Below are 8,563 nucleotides of genomic sequence, written 5' to 3' on the forward strand. Positions count from 1 at the left end.
CGATCACTTCGTCGTCGCGGATCGAGCCGCCGGGCTGGATGACGCAGGTCGCGCCCGCCTCGACCGCCGCGAGCAGGCCGTCGGCGAAGGGGAAGAAGGCGTCGCTGGCGACCGCGCTGCCGACGGTGCGCGGCTGGGCCCAGCCGTGGCTCTCGGCGGCTTCGCGCGCTTTCACCGCGGCGATGCGCGCGCTGTCGCGGCGGTTCATCTGGCCCGCGCCGATGCCCGCGGTCGATCCGCCCTTGGCATAGACGATCGCGTTCGACTTCACATGCTTGGCGACGGTCCAGGCGAAGAGCGCGTCGGTTAGTTCCTCGTCGGTCGGCGCGCGCTCGGTGACGACCTTCAGGTCGGCGCGCGTGACGCGGCCGTTGTCGCGCGATTGCGCGAGCCAGCCGCCGGCGATCGTCTTCATCATCAGCCCGCCGCGCGCCGGGTCGGGCAGTTCGCCGGTGAGCAGCAGGCGCAGATTCTTCTTTTTCGCGAACACAGCGCGCGCGTCGGCGTCGGCGTCGGGGGCGCAGACGACCTCCGTGAAAATCCCGCTGATCAGCTCTGCGGTCGCGCCGTCGAGCGGCCGGTTGACCGCGATGATGCCGCCGAACGCCGACACATCGTCGCATTTCAGTGCCGCGTCATAGGCCTCGGCGATCGTCGCCGCGCTCGCGACGCCGCACGGGTTGGCGTGCTTGACGATCACGCAGGTCGGATCGGCCTCACGAAACTCGGCGACCAGTTCGAGCGCGGCGTCGGCGTCGTTGATATTGTTGTAGGACAGTTCCTTGCCCTGAACCTGCTCGGCTTGTGCGATGCCGCGCGCGGCGGGGCCGGCGGGCAGGTAGAGCGCGGCCTGCTGGTGCGGATTCTCGCCATAGCGCAGCTCATTCGCGAGCTTGGCGGTGAGCGGCAGCGTGTCGGGGAACAGCTTGCCCTGGTCGGCGAAGGCGAACCAGCTCGCGATCATCCCGTCGTAGGTCGCGGTGTGTGCAAAGGCGGTCGCCGCGAGGCGCTTGCGCAGCGCCAGCGTGGTTGAACCGCCGCTGGCGTCCATTTCTGCGATCACCGCGGCATAATCCTCGGGCTCGGTGACGATGCCGACGAAGGCGTGATTCTTCGCCGCCGAGCGCACCATTGCCGGGCCACCGATGTCGATATTCTCGATGATGTCGTCGCGCGGGGCGCCCTTGGCGACGGTCGCGGCGAAGGGATAGAGGTTGACGACGACGAGGTCGATCGCGCCGATGCCGTGCTGCCCCATCGCCGCGACATGCGCGGCGTCGTCGCGCACCGCGAGGATGCCGCCGTGAACCGTCGGGTGCAAAGTCTTGACGCGGCCGTCCATCATCTCGGGGAAGCCGGTGAGATCGGCGACGTCGAGCACATCATGCCCCGCCTCGCGCAGCGCCTTCGCGGTGCCGCCGGTCGACACCAGCTCGACGCCATGTTTGGCGAGCGCGGCGGCGAGGTCGGCGAGCCCCGCCTTGTCGCTGACGGACAGCAGGGCGCGGCGGACGGGAACGAGATCGGTCATGGGAAGGGCGGCCTTTGCAAGAGGGGAAAGACGCGGTCGCCCTAGGCGGATGGCGGCGTTTGGGCAACCGTTTGCAGGTTCACGCGGAGACGCGGAGAGAAAAAGGGCGGCGAGGCCGCCAAACTCTTTCCCTCCGCGGTCTCCGCGTCTCTGCGTGAACCATTTCGTTCTGCGATCGCTGCGTCTCTGTGCGAATCTCTTACAAACCCAGCGCCGCCGCGATCCGGTCCCAGCGCACCAGCTTGAAATTCTGGGCGCGCGGGGCGTTGTCGCCGTCCTGTGCGAGGAATATCCCGTCGGGATAATCGGGACCGAAATTGCCCGCGACCGCCTCGATCCCATCGGTCTCGCTCGTCGCGCCATATGTGCCCGCGGCGATCGCGAAGCGGCCGATGTAATCGACCTCCGGCAGGCGGAACACCGCATAGCTATTGTCACCCTGGCTCGACGCGAGCAGGTAGCGCCGGCCCTTGTGGTCGATCGTCGCGAGACCCTCGACGTCGGCGACGAGGCGCTGGTTGTCGATCGGCGCGACGAGCTTCGCATCGACGCTGCCTTCGGTCGGGGCAAGCCGCCAGATGCCGGCGTCCTCCTCGCCGACATAGAGCGTGTCGCCGTCGAAGACGCAGCCTTCGGACTGGGTCGGAATCTTATACTCCCACTGCACCGTGAAGGTCGGCGCCGCGCCTTCGGGCAGGGCGACGGTGCCGACGCGCACCGTGCCGTCCTTGACGATCAGCGCGGCGGCGAGCGGTTCGCCCGGTGCCGTGCGCTTGAGGCAGAGGCCATAGGCTTCGCCCGCGCCCGCCGCGGCACGGCCGAGCGCGGTGATCGCGGGCTTGTCGGGGTCGAGGCGGAAGATCGCGAGATGCGCGTTTACCCCGTCGTTGCGGTCGCTCGCGACGATGATGTTGCCCGCGACGTCGACATTGTTGACGCGCCCGCCCTCGATGAAGGCGCGATCCTTGCCGGTGAGGTCATAGACATGGACGCCCGCCTTCTTGTCGGTCGCGATGATCAGTGCGCGGCCCGGGTTGGTGGGATCGATCCAGATCGCCGGGTCGTCGGCGGCGTCGGCTTTGCCGGTGCCGACCGGATCGGTCTCGCCGCTCGCGGTGACCGGAACCGGCGGCAGGCCGGCGATGACCGGCTTCTCCGCGCCCGCCGCGCAGGCGGCGAACGGGAGCAGCGGCAGCAGCGCGATCAGGCGGCGCATCAGAACTTCACCCGCGCGCCGAACTTCATCGTCCAGCGATACTGCTCGAATTGCAGCAGGTTCCGGCGGGAGCCGACATTGTTGTACGCATAATATTTGGCATTGTTGATGTTCACCCACTCGTAAAAGACCTGGAACCGCCTGGTCACGTCATATTTGGCCGACAGGTCGAGCTGGAAATGATTGTCGATCATCCGGTCCTCGGGCGCCTCGTCGCCGAGCTCGTCGAGATATTTGGAGCGATAGGTGCCCGCGAGGCGCAGCGAGACCGGGCCCTTCTCGTAACCCAGCGCGACGTTGAAGGTGTGCTTCGACGCCGCGGGCAGGTTGATCTTGCGCAGGTCGGTGATGTCGCCGTCGACCGGCACCTTTCCGGTGGCGTCGGTGTAGGTGTAGTTCGCCTGCACCAGCAGCCCGTCGAGCGGCGAGGGGAGGAAGCGCAGCGCCTGCTGATAGCTGAGCTCGAGCCCCCAGACCTTTGCGCTGTCGCCGTTGATCGGGATCGTCGCTTCGTCATAGGCGATGCCCTGATAGACGCCCGGTTCCTCGATATTGGTGTCGACGATGAAATCCTTGATGTCCTTATAGAAGACACCCGCCGACAGCGCACCGTTGCCGGGGAGATAATATTCGACCCCGGCGTCGAAGTTCCACGCGCGATAGGGCTTGAGGTCGGGGTTGCCGAAATCGCCTTCGCGCTCGTCGTCGTCATTCTGCTCGATGGTGAAGTGCGGCGCGAGCTTCGATAGCTTGGGCCGGACGAGGCTCTTGTAGCCCGCGGCGCGCAGGACGAGATTCTGCTGCGGTTCCCAGCGGATCGTCAGGCTGGGCAGCCAGTCGCCATAGCTGCGCTGGAAGCGGTTCGGGGTGACGCTGGCGATCGTGTCGTCGCCGGCGGTCGTCCCGTCGGGCAGTTCGCCGCCTTCCTCGACCGTCAGCACGGTGTTGGCGCGGATGTCGTTCTTCGTATGCTCGTAGCGCACGCCGCCGATCACGCGCAGCGTTGAACTATCCCACCGGCCGAGCAGATAGCCCGCGACGACATCTTCGGTGACCGAATAATCGTCGAGGATCGAATCGAGTGTCGAATCATATTCGTTGAGCTCGAAGATGTCGCGATTGGCGTCGAAGAAGCGGCGCACCCCCTTCTTGTCGAGTACGGGCGAGATGTCGATCAGGCGATAGGTCTGGTCGCCGACAAGGTCGGCCATCGTCAGGTCGTCATTTTCCCAATAAGTCGTTTCCAGATTATAGCTCTTCTTGCGCCAGCGGCCCTTGGCGCCCGCCTGGATCGTGAAGCTGCCGCCGTCGGTCGCGAATTCGCGGCCGAGGTCGAAGCGCGCCCCCCATTCGCGGTCGCGCGAGTCGGACAGGTTGGTGACCTGGATGCTGTCGAGCTCATATTCGGCGGGATCGCGGAAGTCGGCGACCGTGCCGGCGAGCCCCCCGACATTATAGACGGGCTTGCGCGGATCGGCGGTGTCGAGGCCGATCACCAGCCCGTCGTCCTCGAACTTCTGCTCGAAATTGGCGGGGTCGATCGAGCCGTTCTCGCGCTCGGTCGACTTGGCGAAGCTCACCGAATATTGGGCGTGCCAGCCGTCAGCTTCGGTGTCGCCGCCGAGCACCAGGCTGCGGATGCGCTGGCGCTCGAAGCGGTCCTTGAGCGAGCGCTGGACCTCGATCTCGCCATCCGCGTCGCTGAAGTCGACGCCGGTCGCGCCGTTGGCGGTGATGCTACCCGCATCCTCCAGCTTCAGGCTCGTCTCGCGGCGATATTCCTGATCGTCGAACTGGCTGTAAACGCCGCGGGCATAAAGCTTGGTCGAACTGCCGACGCGGAAATCGAAGTTGAGGTTGGCCGAGAAGCGCTTCCGCTCGACGTCATAGTCGCGGTAGTTGACCTCTTCGGGGAAGATCAGGCCGTCGTCCTCGTCCCAGCCGTCGGCCTCGATATTGTCGGTCTCGAACTTGCGCTGATAATAGGAGACGCCGCCGGAGACCCCCACATTGTCGCCGAGCCGCTGCGAGAAATCGATGCTGCCCTTGGGGGTCAGCTTTTCCGAATATTCATTGTAGCTGCCCTCGATCTTCGCGGTCAGCAGATTCTTGCGGCGCTCGAAGGCGCTCGTCGTGTTGATCTCGATCGAGGCGCCGATCGTGTCGGCGTCCATGTCGGGGGTCAGCGATTTCTTGACCTCGATCGATTCGATGCTGTCGCTGGAAATCACGTCGAGCGCGACCGAGCGGACGTCGCTTTCGGGCGCGGGCAGGCGGACGCCGTTGACCGAGGTCGCGTTGAGCTCGGGATCGAGCCCGCGCACCGAGACGAAGCGGCCTTCGCCCTGATCGTTGAGGATGTTGATGCCGGGCAGGCGGCGCAGCGATTCCGCGACATTCTGGTCGGGGAACTGGCCGACCGCGTCGCGGGTCAGCACGCTTTCGACGCCGTCGGCGGCCTTTTGCCGCGACAGCGCGCTGGTCATGTTCGCCGACTGGCCGAGGACGAGAATCGTGCCGTCGGTGCCGAGCACCAGCCTGACGGTGGCGTTGCCGCTATCGGACACGGTGACTGTTTCGGTGCGCGGCGCGGCGCCGACGTAGCGCGCCTCCAGCGTATAGGTGCCCGCGGGGACGTCGCCGAAGCGGAAGCTGCCGTCGCGGCCGGCTTCGGTCTCGCGATTGAGTTCGAGGATGCGGACCTGCGCGCTCTGCAGCGCGCGTGTGTCGCTCGCGTCGGTGACGGTGCCCACGATGTCGGACGCGAAGGCGGTGCCGGGAAGCGCGGCAGCGAGCGAAAGGCAGGTGCCGAGCAGGATGCGCGAGCGGACGGAGCGAAGCGATTGCATTTTTTCCCCCTGGAGAGTGCGGAAGATCGCGGAGCAGATTGGCTTGCCGCGATTCGAGGGGGCGAGTGACAGCGCCTTGTGACCGCTGTGTTACGTGACTGTCACACGAGTGACATATGGGGAGGGGGCTTGCGGGAAAGGCGCTGGATACGGGAGGGATTTTGGGTGCCGACTATTTTTCGCAATCTCACACCTTCGTCATTCCCGCGAAAGCGGGAACCCAGGATGGGATCAGCCGACGCACGCTCTGGGTTCCCGCTTTCGCGGGAATGACGAAGATTGGGGAAATGGCCGCTTACTACCCCAAAGCCGCCGGCCGCCCGCTCACCCGATATGCTTGAAGATCCAGCCGATGCTCGCGCCGCCCGCTGGGGCGGTGCCGGTGACGACGAGCTGTTCGGTCGGGTGCGGGCGGCCGTCGCCGTCGACCCACAGGCTTTCCTCGATCTCCAGCGCGCCGTCGGAGGTGCGGAACTGCCACAGCGGGCCGCCCGATATGCGGAGCAGCGCGCCCAATTTGTCGGCGGTCAGGCTCGCCGACAGGTTGCGCCCGAGATGGAAGCGCAGCGTGAAGCGCTTGTCGCCCTTGCGGCGGCTGCGCGGGGCGGGGAGCAGCATGTCCTCGCCGCGCAGCTCGCGGCCGTTGGGGGCGAGGATCAGCAGGCGGCGGTGGATGAAGCCGTGGCGGCGGGCATAGCCGTCGTGGCTCATCTCGACGCGGCTGCCCTGCGGCGTCTCGCGCCGGTCGAGCTCGACCTCGGTCACCCCGCGGCCGAGCGCGCCGCTCGGCAGGATCGCGGTCGAATTGCTGTCGGCGATCGTCAGCGTCGAATGGGCGGCGGTGGTTCTGAGGCCGCGCGCGAGGTCGGCGGGGATCGTCGCGCCGGTCAGCGCGGCGCCGCCGCAATTGACGACGATGCGCTCGTCGCCGTCGCTGAGCTCGAACGCGAGGGTCGAGGCGCAGCCCGCCTCGGTCACCCGCGCGATCGGCGGCGGCGCGGCGTCGGCGAGCAGCACGACCTTGTTCGCGACGAGCCGCTGATAGCCCCAGTCGCGCGCCTGCTTGAGCGGGCGGGTGCGGACGCCGCTCGCGGCGACGACATATTGGATATGCAGCGCGGACGTCGCGCCGCTGCCCTGCCAATTGCCCATGCCGCCGTCGCTGTGGACGAGGCCGAGCAGCGCGGGAACGGCGCGCGCCAGCACCTCCTGCACGAAGGGCGGCACTTCGATCCGGCGCATGTCATAGACGCGCGCGAGCATCGCCAGCGCCATCACCGCGTCGAGCTGCGCTTGCGGCGAGCGCGCGATATTGCCGCCGTCGGCATAGAAACTCGTCTCGATCACCTTGCGCAGTCCGGCCTCGCCGAACACCTGCCGCGGCTCGCCGCCGGGCATCAGCAGCGCGGCGGCGACGATGCCGATCCACGCGACGAGCTGGCCGGTGCCGGGGCGCGTCTTGTCGGCGACGCGGTCGAGATGGCGCGCGGCGCGCGCGAGATGGTTGAGCACCGCCGAGCGGTAGATGAGGTCGCTCGACGACAGGATCAGCGGCGCGTGCGCGGCCCAGAAGAGGATGCGCCAGCCCGTATTGTCGGCCTGCCATGCCGGTTCGCTCACCGTCTCGCCGTGCGTCGCGAGCCATTGGCGCACGACCGCTTCGGCGATCGGCGCGCCGTCGGCGCGGGTGCCGGTCGCGGCCAGATCGCGCAGCCAGGCGAAGCTGTGGAGATAGTCGGCAAAGGCCGGCGCGACCGCGAGCGTCGCGAAATCCAGTTCGCTGAGCCGCAGCTTCAACCCGCGGTGGAGGAAATGGCCGGCGCGGATCGCCATGCCCGCGCGCATGTCGCCGGGCACCGGATCGGCCGGCACCCCAAGCAATTTCAACGGAAAGCGGCCCTTGAGGCGAAAGGCGTGGAGCGGCGTGCGCCAGGTCAGCCGGGTGATCTGGTTGGCGATGCGGTCGCCGAGCGACAACCCTTTGTCGGCGGGCAGGCGGATCAGCCTCTTGCCGGGCTCGATCGAATCGTCGAGCGGCGGAGCGTCGTCGCCCGGATCGGGAATCGGGCTGGATGGGGCGGAGGTCAAAGGCCTAACCCTCCACCGATCAGAGGCCGCGGAGGCGCCGGATATTGTCGGCGTAAGCGTCAGGCCCGCCCTTGAAGGTCGCGGTTCCGGCAACGAGCACGTCGGCGCCCGCGTCGATCGCGAGCGGCGCGGTCGCGGCGTCGATGCCGCCGTCGACTTCGAGGCGGATGTCGCGGCCCGATTTCTCGATCATCTTGCGGACCGCCTCGATCTTGCGAAGCTGGCTGGCGATGAAGCTCTGCCCGCCGAACCCCGGATTGACGCTCATCACCAGCACCAGGTCGATATCGTCGATCAGATAGTCGAGCATCTTCGCCGGCGTGGCGGGATTGAGCGAGACGCCCGCCTGCTTGCCGAGCGACTTGATGTGCTGGACGCTGCGGTGGATGTGCGGCCCGGCCTCGGGATGGACGGTGATGATGTCGGCGCCCGCCGCGGCGAAGGCGTCGAGGAAGCCGTCGACGGGCGAGATCATCAGATGGACGTCGAAGGGCAGCGCCGAAAGCGGGCGCAGCGCCTTCACGACCATCGGGCCGATCGTCAGGTTCGGGACGAAATGGCCGTCCATCACGTCGATATGCACCCAATCGGCGCCCGCCGCCTCGATCGCGCGCACCTCCTCGCCCAGCCGCGCGAAATCGGCGCTGAGGATCGAGGGGGCGATGCGGACGGATGAGGGCGCGGCGGTCATGGGGACCGGCCTTAACCGTCCAGCCTTTGCGGGGCAAGCGGGGGCGGGGCGCGATCGGGAATTGTTGCCGTTCTGATCCGCGAGAACATCTCACCAAGGGCGGGTTTCGACCTGAAGCCGACCCTATCTCACATCGTCATCCCGGACTTGATCCGGGATCCATTCATCCGGCGCTGAGACAATGGATC

The 8,563-nt window shown here is 67.2% G+C and carries 5 protein-coding genes; all 5 read right to left on the reverse strand.

Annotated features, from left to right (window positions below):
- Positions 1-1,531: bifunctional phosphoribosylaminoimidazolecarboxamide formyltransferase/IMP cyclohydrolase (gene purH / locus OJI97_RS08380; protein WP_297662603.1), on the reverse strand; the 1,531-nt coding region annotated here is incomplete at its 3' end.
- Between the two features lie 199 nt (positions 1,532-1,730).
- Complete coding sequence (locus OJI97_RS08385; protein WP_297662604.1) at positions 1,731-2,747, reverse strand: phytase; 1,017 nt, start codon at positions 2,745-2,747, stop codon at positions 1,731-1,733.
- The gene (locus OJI97_RS08390) at positions 2,747-5,596 is read right to left on the reverse strand and encodes a TonB-dependent receptor (RefSeq protein ID WP_297662605.1); all 2,850 of its coding nucleotides are present in this window, start codon (positions 5,594-5,596) and stop codon (positions 2,747-2,749) included. Before OJI97_RS08390 ends, OJI97_RS08385 begins: the two co-directional genes overlap by 1 nt.
- Positions 5,597-5,920: 324 nt before the next feature.
- A complete protein-coding gene (locus OJI97_RS08395) occupies positions 5,921-7,684 on the reverse strand; it encodes a heparinase II/III family protein (protein WP_297662606.1) in 1,764 nt (587 codons plus the stop codon).
- A 19-nt stretch (positions 7,685-7,703) separates the two neighbouring features.
- A complete protein-coding gene (gene rpe / locus OJI97_RS08400; RefSeq protein ID WP_297662607.1) occupies positions 7,704-8,375 on the reverse strand; it encodes a ribulose-phosphate 3-epimerase in 672 nt (223 codons plus the stop codon).
- Positions 8,376-8,563: the final 188 nt, after the last annotated feature.

Origin of the sequence: Sphingopyxis sp., assembly GCF_025869345.1 — a bacterium.
Lineage (GTDB): Bacteria > Pseudomonadota > Alphaproteobacteria > Sphingomonadales > Sphingomonadaceae > Sphingopyxis.

Excerpts from the sequence above, each read along its gene's own strand:
- OJI97_RS08385 (WP_297662604.1), bottom strand. The coding sequence starts at position 2,747 with ATGCGCCGCCTGATCGCGCTGCTGCCGCTGCTCCCGTTCGCCGCCTGC.
- rpe (WP_297662607.1), bottom strand. The coding sequence starts at position 8,375 with ATGACCGCCGCGCCCTCATCCGTCCGCATCGCCCCCTCGATCCTCAGC.
- OJI97_RS08390 (WP_297662605.1), bottom strand. The coding sequence starts at position 5,596 with ATGCAATCGCTTCGCTCCGTCCGCTCGCGCATCCTGCTCGGCACCTGC.